Origin of the sequence: Gelidibacter sediminis (genome assembly GCF_004364975.1) — a bacterium.
Classification (GTDB): domain Bacteria; phylum Bacteroidota; class Bacteroidia; order Flavobacteriales; family Flavobacteriaceae; genus Gelidibacter; species Gelidibacter sediminis.
The window spans coordinates 846,107-866,985 of sequence record NZ_SOBW01000007.1 but is presented as its reverse complement, the minus strand read 5'-3'; the positions used below and the strand labels follow the sequence as shown (position 1 = coordinate 866,985).

Annotated in this window: 13 protein-coding genes; 7 read left to right on the top strand and 6 right to left on the bottom strand. The window is 38.8% G+C overall.

From position 1 onward, the window contains the following. Window positions 1-12 precede the first annotated feature (12 nt). Entirely contained in the window at window positions 13-1,224 is a 1,212-nt protein-coding gene (hflX, locus tag BXY82_RS03635; protein WP_133756809.1) for a GTPase HflX, read from the bottom strand. 73 nt (window positions 1,225-1,297) lie between these two features. Between hflX and BXY82_RS03630 the strand changes: the two genes are divergently transcribed. Next, window positions 1,298-2,278, top strand: coding sequence for an endonuclease/exonuclease/phosphatase family protein (locus tag BXY82_RS03630; RefSeq protein ID WP_243835671.1), 981 nt, complete (start codon window positions 1,298-1,300; stop codon window positions 2,276-2,278). Window positions 2,279-2,330: 52 nt separating this feature from the next. On the opposite strand, the gene BXY82_RS03625 is transcribed toward BXY82_RS03630, so the two are convergent. From BXY82_RS03625 to BXY82_RS03615, 3 genes are read right to left on the bottom strand one after another with little or no spacing between them, the layout of a single operon-like run. Beyond that, complete coding sequence (locus BXY82_RS03625) at window positions 2,331-2,705, bottom strand: hypothetical protein (protein WP_133756807.1); 375 nt, start codon at window positions 2,703-2,705, stop codon at window positions 2,331-2,333. A gap of 40 nt (window positions 2,706-2,745) precedes the next feature. Next, window positions 2,746-4,176 carry a DUF5689 domain-containing protein gene (locus tag BXY82_RS03620; RefSeq protein ID WP_243835670.1) on the bottom strand — a complete coding sequence of 477 codons (1,431 nt, stop codon included), beginning with the start codon at window positions 4,174-4,176 and terminating at the stop codon, window positions 2,746-2,748. A 29-nt stretch (window positions 4,177-4,205) separates the two neighbouring features. Continuing rightward, window positions 4,206-6,968: a carboxypeptidase regulatory-like domain-containing protein gene (locus BXY82_RS03615; RefSeq protein WP_133756806.1), complete on the bottom strand. Its 2,763-nt coding sequence runs from the start codon at window positions 6,966-6,968 to the stop codon at window positions 4,206-4,208. Between the two features lie 226 nt (window positions 6,969-7,194). Here BXY82_RS03615 and BXY82_RS03610 point away from each other — a divergent pair, with 226 nt between their 5' ends. After that, entirely contained in the window at window positions 7,195-8,247 is a 1,053-nt protein-coding gene (locus tag BXY82_RS03610; protein ID WP_133756805.1) for an endonuclease/exonuclease/phosphatase family protein, read from the top strand. Between the two features lie 73 nt (window positions 8,248-8,320). On the opposite strand, the gene amaB is transcribed toward BXY82_RS03610, so the two are convergent. Then, window positions 8,321-9,874: an L-piperidine-6-carboxylate dehydrogenase gene (gene amaB, locus BXY82_RS03605; RefSeq protein ID WP_133756804.1), complete on the bottom strand. Its 1,554-nt coding sequence runs from the start codon at window positions 9,872-9,874 to the stop codon at window positions 8,321-8,323. Window positions 9,875-9,992: 118 nt separating this feature from the next. Between amaB and BXY82_RS03600 the strand changes: the two genes are divergently transcribed. From BXY82_RS03600 to BXY82_RS03580, 5 genes are all read left to right on the top strand, one after another. Continuing rightward, complete coding sequence (locus BXY82_RS03600) at window positions 9,993-11,078, top strand: isoaspartyl peptidase/L-asparaginase family protein (protein WP_133756803.1); 1,086 nt, start codon at window positions 9,993-9,995, stop codon at window positions 11,076-11,078. 69 nt (window positions 11,079-11,147) lie between these two features. After that, window positions 11,148-16,730 carry an alpha-2-macroglobulin family protein gene (locus tag BXY82_RS03595; RefSeq protein WP_133756802.1) on the top strand — a complete coding sequence of 1,861 codons (5,583 nt, stop codon included), beginning with the start codon at window positions 11,148-11,150 and terminating at the stop codon, window positions 16,728-16,730. 134 nt (window positions 16,731-16,864) lie between these two features. Further along, complete coding sequence (locus BXY82_RS03590; RefSeq protein ID WP_317128555.1) at window positions 16,865-17,110, top strand: endonuclease domain-containing protein; 246 nt, start codon at window positions 16,865-16,867, stop codon at window positions 17,108-17,110. 378 nt (window positions 17,111-17,488) lie between these two features. Beyond that, window positions 17,489-19,840: a penicillin-binding protein 1C gene (pbpC, locus tag BXY82_RS03585; RefSeq protein ID WP_133756801.1), complete on the top strand. Its 2,352-nt coding sequence runs from the start codon at window positions 17,489-17,491 to the stop codon at window positions 19,838-19,840. Window positions 19,841-19,900: 60 nt separating this feature from the next. Continuing rightward, on the top strand, window positions 19,901-20,338 hold the full coding sequence (locus tag BXY82_RS03580; protein WP_133756800.1) for a hypothetical protein: 438 nt from the start codon (window positions 19,901-19,903) through the stop codon (window positions 20,336-20,338). Window positions 20,339-20,442: 104 nt separating this feature from the next. Here the strand turns inward: BXY82_RS03580 and BXY82_RS03575 are convergent, their stop codons facing one another. After that, window positions 20,443-20,874: a tellurite resistance TerB family protein gene (locus BXY82_RS03575; protein ID WP_133756799.1), complete on the bottom strand. Its 432-nt coding sequence runs from the start codon at window positions 20,872-20,874 to the stop codon at window positions 20,443-20,445. Window positions 20,875-20,879: the final 5 nt, after the last annotated feature.

Sequence of the window (20,879 nt, the reverse complement as noted above, 5' to 3'; positions counted from 1 at the left end):
AGCTGACACTTCTTATTCTTCTTCCTGATAATCAGGATATAGAAAATTATTATATGGGAACCGCGCCACATGAATAGCTCTCACTTCATCATACACACGTCTTTTAAACGCTTCCATATTTTCCTTATTTAAGGCTGAAATAAATATAGCATCATTCCCAATTTTATTCATCCAAGTTTTTTTCCACTCGTCAAGTGAATAATTTTCTTTGGTTCTTACAGCAATTAAATCATCCTTATCAAATGGTACAGCCTCATAGGAGTCAATTTTATTGAAAACCATAATAGTAGGCTTATTTGCGCTATCAATTTCTCCAAGAATTTTATTTACAGAAGCAATCTGCTCTTCAAAGTTAGGGTGCGAAATATCTACTACATGCAACAGCAGGTCAGCTTCCCGCACCTCGTCTAATGTGCTCTTGAAGGATTCTACCAATTGTGTAGGTAATTTTCTAATAAATCCTACGGTATCCGTCATCAAAAAAGGCAGATTGCCAATTACAACTTTACGTACCGTGGTGTCTAAAGTTGCAAATAACTTATCTTCTGCAAATACTTCACTTTTACTGATCACATTCATAAGGGTAGATTTACCTACGTTCGTATACCCAACCAGCGCTACACGAACCAATTGACCTCTGTTGCCGCGTTGAACAGACTGCTGACGGTCAATATTCTTAATTTTCTCTCTTAAAAGTGAAATTCTGTCTCTGACAATACGTCTATCCGTTTCAATTTCAGTTTCTCCAGGACCACGCATTCCGATACCCCCTTTTTGACGTTCCAAATGCGTCCACATCCCTTTTAGGCGTGGTAATAGATACTCGCATTGTGCCAATTCAACCTGTGTACGGGCGTAACTCGTTTGTGCACGTTGTGCAAAAATGTCGAGAATAAGGTTGGTTCTATCCAAAACCTTACACGCTAATAATTTACTGATATTTCGTTCTTGTGCTGCTGAAAGTTCATCATCAAAAATTGCGGTCCCAATATCATTTTCTTTGATAAATTCCGCGACTTCTTGCATTTTTCCCGTTCCAATAAAGGTTTTAGGATTTGGCATTTCCATTTTTTGTGTGAAGCGTTTTATAACTTCGCCGCCTGCTGTATAGGTTAAGAATTCTAGCTCATCTAAATATTCTTTAGACTTTTCTTCATTCTGTTGTTTGGTGACAACACCAATTAAAACGGCCTTTTCTAAATTAATATCTTTCTTCTCTAACATATATCTGATTAAAACACAAAGTTACATAATTGATTGGCTTTCATTTAGTATTTTTAAAACTTAAATTATTGATGTGAGTTTACAAAGCCCAAATTCTGATACCCATACGATTGCTTTTTATAATACTGAGAATTTATTTGATCATATAAATGATCCTCTAATTATGGATACTGACTTTTTAGAAAAAACAGCTAAGAAATGGAACAAGGAGCGGTATGAAACAAAAATCTACAAAACAGGAAAAGCGATTTCTAAAATCGGGTTTAAGGAGTTACAGAAGCCACCGGCACTTATAGGGTTAGCTGAAGTTGAGAACGACAAGGTGCTGACAGATCTTATCCAAAGCAAGCATTTAAAAGACTATAATTACAGATTTGTACATTACAACTCGCCCGATGAACGCGGTATTGATGTAGCTTTGGTCTATGACAAAAACAGCTTTAGTTTAGAAGCTTCAGAATCAATGACACTCTTTGTTGAAAGTGAAGTGGGAGTCAGAGATTATACAAGGGATATTCTTAAGGTGAGCGGGTATTTACGGGATGAAAAAATACATATATTAGTCAATCATTGGCCATCAAGACATCAACAATCCGATAGAACAGGACATAAGCGCATGTTTGCTGCCCAAAGAGTGATAGAACTTATAAATGATATCAAAGGAGTTGATGCCGAAGCGAAGATTATCGTGATGGGCGATTTTAATGACAACCCAAAAAATGAAAGCATTCAGTACTTAAAAAATGAGCAACAACTTTATAACCCTATGGAAACCTTGCTTTCTTATACTAGAGGCAGTGCCAATCATAATTATAAATGGATTTTATTTGATCAGATATTGTTAACAAGCAATATGATAGCTCCAGGACATAAAGGACTTGAGTTTGTAAAAGCAGATATTTTTGATGATACGTTTTTAACACAATTTGATGGAAAATATAAAGGGCAGCCGTTTAGGACCTATGTGGGAAAAAAATATAAAGGCGGTTATAGCGACCATTTTCCGGTATATATTCAATTACAAGAGACAAGGCACTCTTTAAAAGGTAGTTAAGATACTTCTGAATTTAATCAAGGTGAGGATGATTAATTTCCTGATGTATTCATTACACCACTTTTAGGAACATCACAGCTAAGAATATAGCCACTACAGGAATCAGCCACAATGTAAAAATGCCATAACCAGTTTTTTTCTGCTGCTTGGCATTCATGATTTTACGTTTTTTACCACTGTATTGGATCCAATTTTTGAAATAAAGGAATAGGGAAGCGACTGCAAACAATATCCAAGCATTTGAAGAAGACATGGTGTCTACATGCATTTGTTGGAAGAACTCAGCAAAAAAGACCCCCAAAACAAGTAGTAAGGATGCTTGCACGAGAGTGATGTAGGCAATAGCAATTCTGTTGGCCTCTGTCCTATAGGCGCTCTTCTTATAGTAGTTAAAACTATTGAAGAATAGTTGGTCAAAAATCGTCATAGATCGCAAAAGTAATCAAATAATGCTATTTCTTGTTAAGTTATTTTTTATCTGGAGTTAAAAGCATCACATCATCAATTTGATAGGAGCCATCTAAAGTAGTATCTGTCCCAGACCCTGTCACCTTAAATGCTACATGTAACGTTCCTGTATACGACGATACATCTATCAAACCTGAGTCTATAAATTCGTACCACGGATGATTTTGCGAGGGAATAGCGGCATCTACAGAAATCCAAGTTGCGGCAAGTACATTGCTGCCGTTGTAATTTGTAGAAACCAGTACTTCTAAAGTATTATTGGGTGAGTCCAGATGGTGCTGCGCTGCCCTAAAATTTAAATATTTTTCCGATGGTGCATCCATATCAAGTCCGGGGGTTATCAGCCATGCAATATTTATTGGCACTCGGCTACCAAAAGAGCTGAATTCAGTAAATCCGTTGCCCTCTAAATTTTTCTCTCGCCATTTTGTAGTACCAGCTTGGGCAAAATTTGTCCACCCTTTAAAATTCAGGTTGGTGTTATGTTTTGCAGATTCAAAATCTTCTTTAAATAGCAGCTTAAAATTGCCCAAGCTCAAAGGAATACATCTACTGTCTGTCATCACCACATCGCCTAGTATATTTAAGGCTATTACTAATCTGCTCCCATCATATGTTTTTGTAATAACACCTGAAATAGAGCCATTACCGGTAGGAAGCAAAACATCTTTAAAACTGGCAAATGAACTAGTTTCCAAGCTAAAATTGGAATAGCCTATTGTGCCAGTGCAACTTTGTAATTGTCTTAAGGTGTCAAAATCCTGCACAGGGTCAAAATAACGTTTACCCTCTAAATGTGTTGCAAATTCGACACCATTAAATTTGCTGTATATCCCAATATGATTGCTATTAACTTGGGAAAAAGTAAGATTTAATGGAGTCAAAGGAAGCGTGGTTCCTGTGCGGAAAATCTGCTGCATTCTTTGATTCTCGGTCAATCGTTGGACAATAGTGCCAAATTGATTGGTTTTTGTGCTGCCTCCAATGGTCGTCACACCATTGCCTACACGCTCTTCCCCAACATATAAACCCTTTAGATTGATATACACTTCTCTGCCAATATTGTATTGGTTATAACTGTCTACTTGGTTGATGATAACCTTTATACCAGCAGTCGGATCTACTGCAGCGTTTTGAATATAAATTTCCTTGAAGAAGTTGCCAGATTTATCGGAGGAACTAACATAACCTCTAATGTAAATATTTGTTTCGATCAGAACAGGTAACGCATCGTTGTTTGTATATTTCGCTTTCAAATCAGGAATGGAAATTTCAGTAGCGTCACTGGCCAAGAGTGCTTGTAAACCCTTGTTTTCTTCAACACCCAATCCGTCCGGGATTGAAAAATCATCATCCTGAACGCATGATATAACAGCAAGTGCAATCAGCATTCCAGAGAGCAATGCTAAAGGTTTTATAGGCTTGATCATGGCAATATATTTTAGTTTAAACTTTAGTTTTAATATCTCACGTAAACGTTAAAAAAATATGTGGCGCCTCGACCGTACCAATATTTAGAGCCAAATACTGGCGTCTCACGACCTGCATCTGCTTTCAATTCGCGATAATTGGCATTTCTACCTTGTTCAAAACCTCCAGTTTTGTGTACGGCATCTAAGAGGTTGTTGACACTTGCGAAAAAACCAACAAAATAAGTTTTGATTTTCCATGATTTACCTCCCACGAGGTTTACAATCATATAATTATCAAATTGTTCTTGTTTCAAGAGTTGTCGCGCCACTTCAGGATCATAATCATTAAAAGGCAACCCGTCAGCATCCGAGTAGAAGTTCCGAGTTCGCGTCAACGGATTAATATCTACATAAGTATGATCAAAAAAATTAAGAGTAGCACCAAACCACCAATATTCGGGATCACGGTATTCAAAACCTACAGAGTATGCAGTTTGAGGGCCTGTGGATAATTTATAATTCTTTAGCAAACTTGTTCCAAGGTCGATACCTTCAAGATTGGTAAAACTGGAAGAGGTCAGGTATATATTAGGATTATTGCTATAGGTATATTGACCCATAGAACCTGCACCTTTTAATTTTAAGGTAGTTGTAAGTGGTAGCTCTATACCTAATTCTATACCAATATGTTGTTTGTCTATACCTTGCATAATTTCTTGTACAAATGCTGAGGTCTGATTTTCTGATATTTCAAAACTACTTAAACCATCAGCGTAGTAAAACGAAATGTCGTTTGCATCTTTAATTTTTAAATAGAAGCCTGTCAGTTTTGCTTTCAACTTTGAGGAGCGAAAAATATAGCTTGCATCTGCTGAGCTTATTTTTTCTTCAGTGAGGTTCTTCACCACATTGTTGTTTTCTCTTGCGTTGGAGAAAGTGTTTCTAATGGCAGGCGCTTTCGTCAAGTGCCCAACTTTAACATCTAACACATGTTTTCCAGAAATTTTATAGGTCATACCACTTTTTACGCCCATTCCCGTAAAGTTTAATTGTGGCCCTTTTCCGTAAGAATTGTCAGGATAGGTTTCATGCTGATAATCACCGTTGCGTTGATATGCAGTATGGGTAGCACTCAATGCCCCAAAAAAATCTACTTTATGATACCTAAATTGTGCCTGTACAAATCCAGATAGCACGTTTGCGTTTATCTTATAATTGTATCTAAACCGGTCACCCTCTGCAACACTTCTATTCGGATGTTTTAAGTCATATTGCACATTATCAAAAGCGTCAACGTTCAAGCCACTGTTAGCGCCTAACAGATCTGTGAGTATTGCAAAATTATCTGAATTGAGCAGGGTATAATTTAGTGATGCATTAAAGGTTATATGATCGGTAACATCAGCCATAAGAATGGTATTGGCTGTGAGTTGTGTATCGTCATTTCTGTCTTCATATAGCACGTAAGCGGCTGTTGTACCGCTACTAGTATTGGTGATATTGGCATCATAAATTCGGTTCCAATCAATTTGCCCATCTTTTAAAAATTCTTGCTCCAACAAATAAGCTGTTGCATAATCAGGGCCATTGGAACTAGCTAAGGCATAGCTTGGAAGTTTTTGATAGTACGCACCACTCGGGTTACCACCTGCCGGGTAATCTAACCGACTATTTCCTGTTTTCCCAAATTGATAGCCCACATTCGTGTTTAGTGTCGTAGTATTGCTGATGTCCCAATAATGATTCAGCATCACTAATGGCTCACTTACCTCTTTAACGCGTGAGTTGCGTTTTTCTCCATCTTGATAACCCCAGTACTCATTATATCTTATACCCTTTAAGTCATATACCTCTTTGGTGTTGGGGGATGATTTTCCTCTGCGATTGGGGGTGTAAAAGCTGGTAAGATTAATACTGTGATGAGCGTTTATTTTTTTTTCTACGGATGCGAAGAAGGAATTGGAGTCGTAAAAAGTAGCGTCTTGAAACCCTTCCTCTCCCCATCGTTTACCAATAGCGGCAGCCAGCGCCCAATCGCCTTTTAGCATCCCTGTGGCATAACTCGCAATGGTCCGATGGCTATAGCTTCTATCCGAAGAAGAATAGGTTAAGCGCCCACCTTTTTTATATTCTGACGCTCTAGTACTGATATTGTTGGCACCTAGAGTGCCTCCAAAGCTGTAGTTTGATGGGGCTAAATTGGAGGCTAATTCTTGATTTCGGAACATGTCATTCAATCCGCCCCAATTGCTCCATTGAGGTCTTCCATTTAATAATTTATTCATTTCGATCCCGTTAATCAAAACAGTACTGTTCTCAGAACCCAAACCTCTAATGCTAAAAAACGACGCACTAAATTCAAAGGCCGCAGTCCGTTGGAAGATGTCTTGCGAGGCATGAAGAAGACCAGAAATGTTATCGGCACCTCCAGTGGCGTCATCATTTAACTCATCATCAGAAAGGGTAATTATAAACAGGTCAACAGAATCGGCAATGTTGATATCAAGCATCATATCACTAATGTTTAGGGTTTGACCATCATAAATAATGATGGGAAACCGCTTAGTGAGATATCCCGGCTTTTCAACTTTAATAATTTGCTCTCCTAAAGGAATATTAGAACTAAAACTGAATTGTCCTTCAGCATCTGTGTCTACAGATTGAAGTGTGGCTTCAATGGTAATGGTGACTTTGGGGATAGGAACAAGGGTTGTGCCATCAATAACACTGCCTTTCAAAATAGTTTGTTGCGCAGCCGAGGGAAGGACAGTAAAAAAACCAATTAAAAGAAGTCTCATACCTTTTTTCATAGGCGGTTTTTATGTGTTCAATCAGATGTGCTCTGAAGTGATTTATTAAACAATAATATGTTTTGCAACATAAAAACTTATGCGATACTTTGCACTGCCTATATATTGAAAAATAGTTTCCTTTTGTCTAACAATGAAAGAATTAGACCTCATAAATGTACATTATTTCTAATATATTTTTACATTTGATTTCGGAATTCTGAGAGTAAAATGAAAAATTTTTAAAATGACATTACAGACCTTTCGCTTCAGCCTTATTTTACTAATGTGTGCTACTAATCTATGGTCGCAAGAACCAAAGAAATTTAAGATACATACACTTGCATTTTATAATTTGGAAAATCTTTTCGATACCATCAATGACCCCACAAAATTTGATGAGTCCAGTCCGATGATGGAATTAGTTGCTGGTCGCTCAGCGGTGTATCAAAAAAAGATACGAAACATGGCGCGTGTCATTGCAGAGATTGGTGCTGACGGTGCTCAGAATGCTCCTGCAATCTTAGGAGTTTCGGAAATTGAGAATAGGAATGTTTTAGTCGATTTGGCTAATGATCCGCTCTTGTTAGAAAAAGATTATGGCATTATTCACTATGAATCTCCAGATATCCGTGGCATTGATGTTGCCCTAATGTATCAAAAGTCACTATTTCAACCCATTTCAACAAGTAGTCATATATTAAAGATTTATGATGAAACAACTAAAACCCGTGTGTATACTAGAGATCAGCTTTTAGTAAGTGGAAAACTTGATGGCGATTTAATTCATGTCATAGTCAACCACTGGCCTTCGCGGAGTGGTGGTGAAGAGCGTAGTAGGAGCAAACGTGTGGCTGCTGCAAAACTCAATAAACGACTTATTGATTCGCTTCAAATAATTGATCCTTATGCTAAGATATTCACCATAGGCGATTTAAATGATGATCCTATTAATGCCAGCGTTAAAGATATATTGTTAGCTAAAGATGAAAAAATGGATGTGGACTTAAAAGGCCTTTACAATCCTTATGAGAAGTTTTATAAAAACGGGTTGGGCACTACAGCATATCAGGACGCTTGGAGTCTGTTTGATCAAATTTTAATGTCGCAATCTTTATTGGAAAAGGATTATTCGTCATTCCGATTTTACAAAGCCTTTATCTATAATAAGAATTACTTGACTACCAAACGCGGACGTTGGAAAGGGTATCCGTTTAGAAGTTTTTCAGATGGCGGATTTACGGGTGGTTTTAGTGACCATTTTCCCGTGTATGTGTATCTGATTAAAGAAGTGCCATAACTGCTATATATAAATAATAAAAAAGCCACTTTCAAACGAAAGTGGCTTTTAAAATTTATAAAAACGAGATCTCTTACAAGTCAAACTTGATGCCTTGCGCTAATGGCAATTCGTCCGAATAATTAATGGTATTCGTTTGACGGCGCATGTACACTTTCCAAGCATCAGATCCAGACTCGCGTCCACCACCTGTTTCTTTTTCACCACCAAATGCGCCACCAATTTCAGCACCTGAAGTTCCGATGTTTACATTGGCAATGCCACAATCTGAACCAGCGTAAGACAAGAATTTCTCTGCTTCTTTCATTTCGTTGGTCATAATAGCAGAAGATAACCCTTGAGCCACACCATTTTGTGTCTCAATGGCGTTTTCTACATCACCAGAATATTTCATCAAATATAAAATTGGTGCAAACGTTTCGTGTTGCACAATTTCATAATGATTTTCTGCTTCAATAATTGCTGGTTTTACATAGCAGCCGCTTTCAAAGCCTTCGCCTTCTAAAACGCCACCTTCAACCAATACTTTTCCGCCTTCAGCTTTTGCTTTTTCAATAGCTGCTAAATACGTTTTTACAGAATCTTTGTCAATTACTGGTCCCACATGATAGTTTTCATCTAGAGGATTTCCAATTTTTATTTGACCGTAAGCACCAACTATGGCATCTCTTACTTTATCGTAAACGGATTCGTGAATAATCAAACGACGTGTTGAGGTACAACGTTGTCCCGCAGTACCAACAGCACCAAAAACAGCACCCGGAACGACCACTTTTAAATCGGCAGATGGTGTGATAATGATGGCATTGTTGCCTCCTAACTCCAATAAAGACTTACCAAAACGCTCAGCAACTGTTTTACCAACAATACGTCCCATTCTAGTAGAACCTGTTGCGGATACTAGTGCAATTCTAGGGTCTTTCGTCATGAATTCACCAACTCTATAATCGCCGTTGATGATACAAGAAATCCCTTCAGGTAAATTGTTGTCTTTTAAAACTCCCGCAATTATATTTTGGCAAGCTATAGAACATAAAGGTGTTTTTTCGGAAGCTTTCCAAACACAAGTATCACCACAAATCCACGCAAGTGCTGTATTCCAGGCCCAAACTGCCACAGGGAAGTTGAACGCTGAGATAATTCCAACAACACCAATTGGGTGCCATTGTTCTCTCATCACGTGACCTGGACGTTCAGAAGGAATCGTTTGCCCGTTTAATTGACGAGATAGACCGACTGCAAAATCGCAAATATCAATCATCTCTTGAACCTCACCATAACCTTCTTGTAAAGATTTACCCATTTCATAAGATACGAGTTTCCCAAGTGGTTGCTTCAATTCTCTCAATTTATTACCAAATTGACGTACAATCTCACCACGTTGAGGTGCTGGTACATCTCTCCAAGTTTTGAAGGCTTTGGTAGAAGCTTCCATCACTTTATCGTAATCTTCTTTTGTGGTAGATTTTACCTTACCAATCAGTTTTCCGTCTACTGGAGAATAGCTTTCAATAATCTCGCCGTTAGAAAAATTAGTGGAGCCTGTTGAAGTGCCTTCATTTATATCTTTAACGCCTAATTCTTTTAGGGCTTTTTCAATTCCAAAATCTGTAGCAACTGCTTGCATATATATGTATTTAAATTAATTTATGATGTTTGCGAAGATAACAATAATATGTCGCTTTTTGAAGCCTTAGCTACTTAAAAAAATGCTAACTTTAAGGCTGAATATCAATATATACGCTATGAAAAAACTCATTTATTTTCCGCTTTTAATGCTTTTTTTTCTGAATTGTAAAGACAATCAGAAGGCTTCTGCTTCACAGCAACCAACATCTACCGAAGCGCCAAAAGCCAATAATTCTGAATCAAAAAAAGTAAATGAATTTGCCATTGTCATCCATGGTGGTGCGGGCACTATCTTACGGGAAAATATGTCGGTAGAAGATGAAGCGGCCTATAATGCGAAGTTGGAAGAGGCGATTCGGGTGGGACACGAGATTTTAAAAAATGGCGGGTCGAGTTTGGATGCTGTAGAAAAAACCATCAACGTTTTAGAAAATTCACCACTGTTTAACGCGGGCAAAGGGGCTGTGTTTACAAATGCAGGAACGAACGAATTGGATGCCTCCATTATGGATGGAAAAACATTGAATGCTGGTGCTTCTGCGGGAACTAAAACGGTTAAAAATCCGATTAATTTGGCAAGAGCGGTTATGGAGAATTCACCCCATGTGATGTTGTCGGGAGAAGGTGCTGAATTGTTTGCGAAAGAACAAAATTTGGAGTTGGTGGACCCATCTTATTTTTATACTGAAAGTCGATTTAAAGCATTAGAACGTGTAAAAGCAGCTGAGGACACGAAGAATGCGCGAGATAAAACTGCCTTTTATGATCCGATCATCAAAGATTCAAAATTTGGTACTGTTGGGTGTGTGGCATTGGATAAAAACGGGAATCTTGCCGCTGGAACTTCTACGGGCGGGATGACCAATAAACGTTGGGGACGCATTGGTGATGCGCCAATTATAGGTGCGGGTACCTATGCAAACAATGCTACCTGTGCCGTAAGTAGTACGGGTTGGGGTGAATATTTTATCCGTGCGATGGTGGCGCATGATATTTCGGCTTTAATGGACTATAAAGGCTTGAGTCTGCAAGAAGCTGCGAGAGAAGTAATTCAAAAGAAAGTGCCAGATTTGGGTGGTGATGGCGGTATTGTTGCGGTTGATAAAGATGGCAACATGGTTATGGAATTTAACACGGCAGGCATGTACAGAGCGTCTATGGATGCGTCTGGGAAATTAACGGTAGGAATTTACAAAGATTGATTTGTCAGAAAATACAACTAATATCTAAAGTGGTTTTACAATCTTTGCAGCTATCCAACACCATGCGTTATGTCGTTTAAAAAAATAATTTCTTTTGTGTTCCTCCTTTGTCTAGTGGTTTCTTGTAAAAAGGACGATGCTATAAGTGAGGACACCGACAATCTCTTTAAATTTCGGGACTATATCAGCTATACTACGGCAGGCCGCGTTTCTATTGCCGATCCTATTTTAATTAGCTTGGCAAATGATGTAGAAGGATGGACAATTGGTCAGGAAGTTGCCGATGGTATCTTGAAAATCGAGCCCAAAGTTAAAGGGAAATTGTGGGTAGAAAATGCACACACTTTAATTTTTAAGCAGGATCAGCCGCTGCAATCGGATACGGAATATAAGGTCAGTGTTAATTTGGGGAAACTCTATGACAATCAACCTAAAGAGTATAAAACCTATACCTTTCAGTTCAAAACCATCGCCCCTAGTTTTAATGTGGTTACCGCCAATTTACAATCTTACAGTAAAAAATGGCAGTATTTGGAAGCGTCCTTAAAATCGGCCGATGTCGTTTCCATTTCAGATGCAAAACAACTTGTGGAGGCTTGGCAGAATGGGAAGAAGCTCAAACTGCAGTGGAACGAATCTTTAAATAGAGCTAAGGCATTTGAATTTAAAATTGACAGTATTAGTCGCCCTGTAGCAGACAGTGAAATCTTGGTCAAATGGAACGGGAAAGCCATAAAAGCAAGTAATTCTGGTGAGCGTAAGGTGATGATTCCGGGGATCAATAATTTTACGATCGTCAATGTTGAGGTCGTGCAAACACCAGAACAAATGGTGTCCATTAATTTTTCGGACCCTTTAAAAAAGCAGCAGAATTTTGACGGATTGGTAACCATCAAAAATTCAAAAAATCCAAAGTTTATAGTGGATGGCAACGTTTTGAAAGTGTATCCGGAATCGAAATTAGCAGGTGATGCGTTGGTTGATGTTTATCAAGGTATTGCCAATACCGATGGCTTTAAACTTAAAAAAGGATTTTCTGAAACCATTTCTTTTGAAGATTTAAAACCCCAAGTTCGTTTGATTAGCAATGGGACCATTTTACCAAATTCCAGTGAGCTTAAATTCAATTTTGAGGCTGTCAATTTAAAGGCCGTCGACGTTCGGGTGATTAAGATTTTTGAAGATAATGTGCTGCAGTTCTTGCAAGACAACGATTTTCAAAGTAATAATCTGTCGGCCATTAAACGCGTAGGACGACGCATTGCCAAAAAAACCATCGCCTTGCAAAATGATGCGGTGGCCAATGACGGGGAATGGAAAGCTTACAGTATTGATCTTTCAACGTTCTTTAATGCTGATCCTGGTGCGATCTACCGTATAGAATTGAGCATCAAAAAGGAATATTCCGTCTTTAATTGTGATAATTATGCGAACGTAGGTAATTCAGAAGACGATTATTATGAGGACGATTATTACAATGAGTATTACCAGGAAAATTACAATGAAAGCACGACGGAAGATGAAGATTTGCGTGAGGAAGAATATTGGGATAATTTAATTTACAGCTATAGAAACTCCAACTACAACTGGGAAGAACGCAACAACCCGTGTCATGAGGCTTATTTTAATGAAAACCGTATCGTCTCCCAAAATCTGATTGCGTCCAATTTGGGTGTTATTGCTAAACAAGGTGCGAATAACACGTATTATTTTGCGGTTTCGAATATTTTAAATACGAACCCTGAATCGGGTGCAACGGTGAAATTGTTCAATTTTCAACAACAAGAAATTGGAAAGGTGACAACAGATAGTGAAGGCTTGGCAGCATTTAAAAGCACTAAAGTGGCTTCTTTTGCTATTGTCACTAAAGGTAAAAACACGAGTTACATTAAATTGGTAGATGGCAATTCATTGTCCTTAAGCAAATTTGATGTGTCTGGGAACAGTCTGCAACGCGGCCTTAAGGGCTATATCTACGGCGAACGTGGGGTTTGGCGTCCTGGAGATTCGTTGTTTTTGACGTTTATGTTGAATGATAATGATAATAAATTGCCGAAAGGACATCCGGTGAAAATGGAAGTGACGGATCCGAGCGGAAAACTGATCTACAAGAAGATCAGCACGGAAAATATCAATAATTTCTACCGATTTACAGTGCCCACAGAGACTGAAGGCAAAACAGGAAATTACAATGCAAAAGTTTCCGTTGGTGGCGCGTCATTTTATAAAGGATTGCGCGTAGAAACCGTCAAGCCAAACCGTTTAAAAATCAAAATCGATTTTAAAGATGAGATCTTGTCTAACAACGAGCCTCTAAACGGAACGTTAGATGTACAGTGGTTACACGGTACGCCTGCAAAAAATTTAAAAGCTGAAATTAAAGCCAAGTTCAGCACTTCTTACGAAGGCTTTAAAAACTATAAAGATTATGAGTTTGTGGATCCTACCCGTTCGTTTTCTTCAGAAGAACTTACTGTTTTTGAAGGCAGCTTAAATGACGAAGGGGTCGCAAACATTACCAAACCTTTAAACGTGGGTAAAAATGCTCCCGGATTATTGAATGTTCAATTTTTGGTGCGTGCTTTTGAAAATGGAGGCGATTTCTCGTTGGATGCCTTCACTAAAACCTATGCGCCTTACATTTCTTTTGTCGGATTGAAATCGCCAGAAGAAAACAAAAATGGCTCCTTTTTTACAGATCAAAATCAAACATTTGATGTGGTCACGGTCGATGCAAAAGGAAAACCAATTCAGCGTGAAAACCTCGAAGTGAAAGTCTATAAAATAGAATGGCGCTGGTGGTGGAATTCATCTGAAGACAACCTATCCAGTTACGTATCGAGCACCTATCACAAGCCTTATTTGGACAAAAAGGTGACCACAGATGCCAACGGGAAAGGGAAATTTTCCTTAAATATTCCAGAGCATGAACGTGGTAGATATCTGATCAGAATTACAGATCCTCAGAGTGGACATGCAACTGGAAGGACAGCTTATTTCTATAAAAATTGGTATCAAAACTCGTCAGATACCGACAAAGAAGCAGCCAAAATGTTGGTGTTTGCGGCAGATAAGGAAAACTATAATGTGGGACAAACGGCCAAAATCACCTTTCCGTCAGGTACTGAAGGTCGAGCGCTTATCAGTATCGAAAATGGCTCAGAAGTACTTTCGTATAAATGGATCGTCACCAAACAAGGTGAAACGACCGTCAATATTCCGATTACAAAAGACATGGCGCCTAACGTGTTTGTCAATATTTCCTTATTACAACCGCATGCCACTACGGCGAACGATTTGCCACTTCGTTTGTATGGGGTTATTCCATTGATGGTTGAAAATCCAGAAACGAAACTGAAACCGGAAATTAAAATGCCAAATGCGCTACGACCAGATCAGGAGTTTGAAGTGGTGGTCAGTGAGCAGAATAAGAAACCAATGACTTATACGTTGGCAATTGTGGAAGAAGGTTTATTGGATCTCACCCGATTTAAAACGCCAAATGCTTGGGACGAATTTTATGCGCGTGAAGCTTTGGGAGTTAAAACATGGGATATTTTTGACGATGTCATTGGTGCCTACAGTGGAAGTATTGATCAGGTGTTTGCCATTGGAGGTGATGCAAATGCTGCTGCCGGTAAAAACAAAAAACCAAACCGATTCAAGCCCGTAGTCAAATATTTGGGACCGTTTACTTTGAATTCAAGTGAGCGAAAAACGCATAAAATTAAAATGCCAAACTACATTGGATCCGTGAGAGCTATGGTTGTTGCAGGCGATGCGAAAACTGAAGCTTACGGCAGTGTGGAGAAATCCGTACAAGTTAAAAAGCCATTAATGGTGTTGGCAACCTTGCCTCGAAAATTGAGTCCAGGTGAAAAAGTGACTTTACCGGTAACTGTGTTTGCCATGGAATCTAAGGTGAAAAATGTCAATATCAGTTTGAAATTAAGTGATGGGATTTCAGTAGTCGGTGCGGCATCAAAATCGCTCACTTTTGATCGACCAGATGAGCAGATGACTTATTTTGAGTTGGATGTTAGCAAGGCAAAGGGCTTCAATACCGTTGAGGTGATTGCAACTGGTAATGGCGAAAAATCTAGTTATAAGGTGGATATTGAAGTCTATAATCCAAATCCAATAACGTCAAAATCATTAGATGAAACTTTAGAAGCCAACGCTTCCAAAAGCATGAATTTTGCAACTTTTGGAGAACTCGGTACGAATAGTGCCATAGTTGAATTTTCCACCTTACCTCCAATGGATTTTACCAGACGTTTACACTATTTAATTCAATATCCTCACGGATGTTTGGAACAGGTGACCTCGGCAGTATTTCCACAATTATATTTGGCCGATATTTTCGATTTGACTTATCAGAAGAAACAGAACATTCAAAAGAACATTGAAGCTGGAGTAAAGCGCTTAGGCAATTATCAAGTGGCATCCGGCGGCATGAGTTATTGGATGGGCGAGCATACGGTAGATGATTGGAGCACTACTTATGCAGGACATTTTATGTTAGAAGCCGAGAAAAAGGGCTTTGTGTTACCGTTGACGTTTAAGAGCAATTGGCTGCGTTACCAAACCCAAGCGGCAAGAGATTGGCGCCCGAGTTTCAGAACCGCGAATACTGATTTGGCACAAGCGTACCGTTTGTACACCTTGGCATTGGCAGGAAGTCCAGATTTGGCAGCCATGAACCGCTTACGGGAGTTTAGTGAGATTTCCAATGAGGCCAAATGGCGATTGGCAGCAGCTTATGCATTAGCAGGTCAGAAGGAAGCTAGCCAAAAAATTTCGAGTACTGCAAACATTAATTTCACGCCGCCCAAGTATAATTATTATACCTACGGATCAGTGGATAGAAATCGTGCCATGGCTTTAGAAACCATGGTGTTGACCAAAAACCCTAAAATGCGTGAGGTCGCACAGGATTTAGCGAAAGATTTGTCAAGTTCAAAATGGATGAGCACCCAAACCACCGCCTATAGTTTATTGGCCATGGCGAAAATGGTAGAAGCAAATGGCGGGAAATCGCTTAAAGTTAGCTATACGTTTAACGGTAAATCGGAAACTATTGACACTAAGAGCGCGATTGCCCAACGTGAATTAGCCGTAAAAAATGGAAATAATTCGTTCAGTTTTAAAAACAATCAAGACAATTTAGTCTATGTAAGGGTGCTGAATTCTGGAAAATTGCCTTTAGGAGAAGAGCTTTCCGAACAGCGTGGTTTAAGTGTCTCCGTAGTTTATAAGGATTTAAAAGGGAATGTGTTGGATATTGGGAAGTTGAATCAAGGGCAAGATTTTGTGGCTGTGGTAAAAGTAACTAACCTCAAAAACCAAGAGGTGAACAATGTGGCGTTGACCCAAATCTTCCCATCGGGATGGGAGATTGTAAACACGCGTTTTACTGCTTTTGGCGATACTACGACAAGTACAGCCAGATATACCGATATCAGGGACGACCGAGTTAACTTCTATTTTGATTTACCGCAGAAAGGTAAAGATGGCACAAAAACCTTTACGGTCATGTTGAATGCGTCTTATTTGGGGACTTATTATTTGCCAGGCATTCAGGTAGAGGCCATGTATGATAATGAGTTTATGGTACGCAGTAAAGGTAGATGGATTGAGGTGTTGAGGTAGATTTAGTTTTAGACTGAGACTAAAATTTTAAAAAATAGCAACATCAAAAAATTCCTTCCTTTTTTAAGGGAAGGTGGATTTAGCCCAGATAAGGGCTTAAAGACGGAAGGGTTGTGTTTATTAAAACGCTAACTATGAAATCAAGCATTCATAACCGAAAATATCTTTTAGAGCGAAGGAAGGAGCTTAAAAACAATGCGACTTCGGCGAAAGCGACTTTGTGGGAACACTTACAAGGAAGTAAATTGGAAGGTAGGAAATTCAGAAGGCAGCACAATATTGAAAACTATATTGTTGATTTTTATTGTGCATCTGAAAGGTTAATAATTGAATTGGACGGTGCTGTTCATTTGGATTTTGCAATTCAGAATTATGATTAAGAGCGTCAACAGAATTTGGAATCGTTAGGTTCTAAAGTATTGAGATTTGAGAATGTTTTTGAAAATTTTGAAGGGTTGCTAAATGAGATAAAATTGAATTTTAAATAACGTAAATGAACCACCTCGCCTGCCTGCCGTCAGGCAGGTCTTCATCCCGATCCTTGGGCTGAATCCACTCCTCCTTAAAAAGGAGGAGAAGTTTAAATTGTGATTGAAAATTAAATTTTATAGCATCATCAAAAAATTCCTTCCCTTTCTAAGGGAAGGTGGCTTTAAGCCCCGAGAAGGGCTTAAAGACGGAAGGGTTGCAGTATGAATAATAAAATATAAATTACAATCAGACCTCACAGGTTTTAAAAACCTGTGAGGTCTTTACTCATGAACAAGATATTAACCTACATAAAACGCCACAAATTCAAATCAGCTCTAATTATTGTGGTGCTGTTGCTGTATTATTTCTGTTTGCCAAGGCAATTGTTCAAAGATCCTACGTCAACCGTTATTACAAGTTCTAAAAATGAGCTTTTGGGCGCGATGATTGCCAAAGACGGTCAATGGCGATTCCCACAAAACGATACCGTCCCGAACAAATTCAAAACCTGTATTGTTCAATTTGAAGATGCCTATTTTTATCAGCACCCTGGATTTAATCCGGTGTCCATTGTAAAAGCCTTAAAAGAAAATCTAAGTTCAGGCGGTGTCAAAAGAGGTGGAAGCACTATTACCCAACAAGTCATCCGATTATCAAGAAAAGGACAATCCCGAACCTATTTTGAAAAAATCAAGGAAATTGTATTGGCCACCCGCTTGGAATTTAGGGCATCCAAAGAAAAGATTTTGTCCTATTACAGCAGCAATGCGCCTTTCGGTGGTAATGTGGTAGGCCTCGACGCGGCATCTTGGCGGTACTTTAATAGAGATGCATCCCAATTGTCTTGGGCTGAAAGCGCCACACTGGCAGTGTTGCCCAATGCGCCGAGTTTGATTTATCCAGGGAAGAATCAGGAGCAGTTGTTTAAAAAGCGCAATCGGTTATTGCACAAATTAATGGAGCAAGAGATTATCGATTCCTTAACTTATCAATTGTCCATTGCTGAGGGCTTGCCTCAAAAACCTTATCCGCTGCCACAAATTGCCTCGCATTTACTTCAAAAGGTTACCAAAACCCATTCTGGCCAGTCGGAACAAACCACGATTAAAAAGCCAATCCAAGAGCAGGTCAATATTATTGTATCCAATCATTATCAAACGTTAAAACAGAACGAAATTTATAATGCCGCTGTGTTGGTTTTGGATGTCCGTACACGTAAAGTCTTGGCCTATGTTGGTAACACGCCAACAGACAAAGCCCATCAGAAGGATGTAGATGTTATTGATAAACCACGGAGTACCGGCAGTATTTTAAAACCTTTTTTATACGCTGCCATGTTAGATGCAGGAGATATTTTGCCCAACACTTTGGTGGCGGATGTGCCGACCCAGTTTGGAAGTTACAATCCTGAGAATTTTGACAAACAGTACTACGGTGCGGTGTCCGCTAGTCGGGCCTTATCACGCTCTTTAAATGTCCCTTCGGTGCGGATGCTTCAGGAATTTGGGTTGGACAGGTTCCATCATTATTTGGAAGCTTTAAAGTTGAAGGATTTGAAATACAATGCCAACCATTATGGGCTGTCGCTTATTCTTGGCGGAGCGGAAAGTAATCTGTGGGATTTATGTAAAAGCTACGCGGCTTTATCGTCTACGCTTAATCATTTTAATGAAACTTCTAGCGAATATTTTTCGAATGAGTTTACGGAGCCTACCTTTCTAAATAATGAGACGATTGATTTCGGTCAAAAATCCTCAGAAAAAACCTTGTTCGATGCGGCGTCTATTTATCTGACCTATGAAAGTCTAAAAGACGTCAATCGGCCGGAAGGGAATGAAAACTGGGAATTTTATGATAGTTCCAAACAAATCGCTTGGAAAACGGGCACCAGCTTCGGGTTTCGCGATGCCTGGGCCATAGGCACTACCAAAGATTATGTGGTTGGTGTTTGGGTAGGAAATGCAGATGGCGAAGGCCGACCAGGATTGGTCGGTGTGCAAACCGCGGCCCCAATCTTGTTTGAGGTGTTTGATGTATTGCCCAACAGCGAGTGGTTTTCAAAACCTTTTGATGAAATGCAAGAAGTAGAAATCTGTACGCAATCCGGTTACAGGGCGTCTCCCAACTGCGTTGATAGAGAGGAGAAATTTGTTCAGCGTACCGGATTAAAAACAGCACCTTGCCCTTTTCATGTCTTGGTGCATTTGGATAGATCAGAACAGTATCAAGTCAATTCTTCCTGTGAAGACTTGGAGAACATCGTCCATAAATCATGGTTTGTGTTACCGCCGCTAATGGAATACTATTACAAGGCTCAAAACCCATTTTATAAAGCTTTACCGCCATTTCGCGAAGATTGTATGGGAGAGAATGCTATTGCCATGGAATTCATCTATCCAAAGGAAATCAACACCATCTTTTTACCAAAGGATTTTGATGGCCAAACCAATGATTTAATATTAAAAGTAGCACACAGCAAACCTGAAACCTTGATATTTTGGTATTTGGACGAACGCTATTTAGGCAGTACGAAAGACATTCATGAGTTTGCCATGAAGCCTCAACGAGGCAAGCATATCGTTACCGTTGTTGATGAGTTCGGGAACGAAAGTAAGCGGTGGATTGAAATTTCAGAATAATGCTTCAAAATGAAGATTTAAAATCACTATTTTTGTCTATAACCATTCAAATAAATAACTATGTACGAAACTGTAAAAATGCTGCATTCCTATTGGGCTTACTTGACCCTTTTCATGATTGTTATTGCGGCTCTCAATGCGCTATTTAAATTCTTCGGAAAAAAAGAATTTCACCCTATAGATTTTAGAATCTCACTTTTCACACTCATCGTGTCACACATTCAATTACTTATAGGATTGATTGTGCTCTTTGTAGGTCCTTATTTTACACAGATTTCAGACATGGGAATGAAAACTGTAATGGGTAATTCTGTGTTACGATCAAATATTGTGGAACATCCATTAATGATGATTATTGCGGTAGTATTGATTACAATTGGATACTCTAAGCATAAAAAGAAATTAACTTCCACACCAAAATTCAAGGTGTTGGCTATTTTCTATACGTTGGCATTGATCAGTGTATTGGCAAAAATTCCATGGAATACGTGGTTCTAAACCATCAAACATAAATATAATCCATAAAAAAACCAGAGCTATAAACTCTGGTTTTTTTATGTAGTGCTGATTGAATTTTATCCAAAAAACAATCTTAATTCTTCTTATCTATTCATGTTTTTCATCTCGTCAATAAACGTATCGATGTCAACGCCGTCGGCTACTAAAGTTAATGCTTTGTCTACAACATATTTTACGTTATCAGTTCTAAAACCTAGACCGATAGCAATTTTTTTCAATAATATTTCCTCTTTATCACCTTGTATATGATCAACATGAACCATACGGGCCAAATCATACAAGCGCTCTAAACGGCGGTCATAGGACGTAGGTGGGTTAATAGGGTGAGATTGATAGTCTTTTAAGATCAATTCATAATCTTCCTTACCAATATCTAAATTGCGTGCTAAACGATCTAAGAACGCTTTCTCATCGTCAGTAATTATACCATCATCCATTGCTACTCTAACAATAGAAGCAAAATGATCTTCATTACGCTTTTTAAATCCACTATCAAATAAATCTGAAATTGACATATCTT